This window comes from Kocuria subflava, from assembly GCF_012163155.1.
Classification (GTDB): domain Bacteria; phylum Actinomycetota; class Actinomycetes; order Actinomycetales; family Micrococcaceae; genus Kocuria; species Kocuria subflava.
The window spans coordinates 1-812 of the sequence record NZ_JAAVUN010000103.1 but is presented as its reverse complement, the minus strand read 5'-3'; the positions used below and the strand labels follow the sequence as shown (position 1 = coordinate 812).

The 812-nt window shown below is 66.3% G+C and carries 1 pseudogene; it reads left to right on the top strand.

From position 1 onward, the window contains the following. Positions 1–299: 299 nt before the first annotated feature. A pseudogene (locus tag GTW58_RS13190) lies at positions 300–812 on the top strand (NYN domain-containing protein); the annotation flags it as partial.

Here is an 812-nt window from a genome sequence, read left to right as displayed (position 1 = left end):
CCGCGACGTGTGCGACCACGGCGGCGCGGGTCCAGTCCTGGCACAGGGAGGCACGAACGAATTCGTCGTCGTGGAAGGACTCGACGGTGGAAAGGTACTGCTCCACCTCCCTGCTCAGGCGGGCGAGATCGGACTGCAGACGTGCGGGGCTGTGCTCACTCATGCACCAAACCCTAGCCCGCGATTGTGACCCACCACACCGGGTATTCCCCTGGTTCCGGACCCTGAGCGAATGAGTTCCCGGACGATATGGGTGCGATATGAGTGCGCCCCGGTCGGTCTCCCGTAGGCTCATGGTCATGAATGCGCAAGATCCCGCCTTTGCAGAACGAGTGGGCCCCGCTGTCGCCTCCCTGTCCGCCGACCAAGACCGTCAGGCGGCTTCCGGTGAGCGGGTGCCCTACCTGGTGGCCGACGGTGAGAACATCGACGCCACCTTGGGCATGTCCCTGCTGGAACGCAAGCCGCGACCTGAGGAGCGGCCGCGGTGGGAACGCGTGATGCAAGGCGCTCGTAAGCTGTGGGATCCCGGATCGGGGCGCAGGACCAAGGGGCTGTTCTTCCTCAACGGGTCCAACGGGCACCTTCCCTTCAGCTTCGTGGCCGCACTGCGGGGGTTCGACTACCAGGTGGTGCCCCTGTCCGGTCCTGCCCGGGTCAAGGTCGTGGACGTGGGTATCCAGCGCACCCTGGACGCCATCCTGGAACAGGGCCACGGCGACGTCGTCCTGGCCACCCATGACATCGATTTCCTGGACCAGCTGCGGGCGCTGCTCGCCGACGACCGGCGCGTGGCTGTTCTGTGCTTCCGG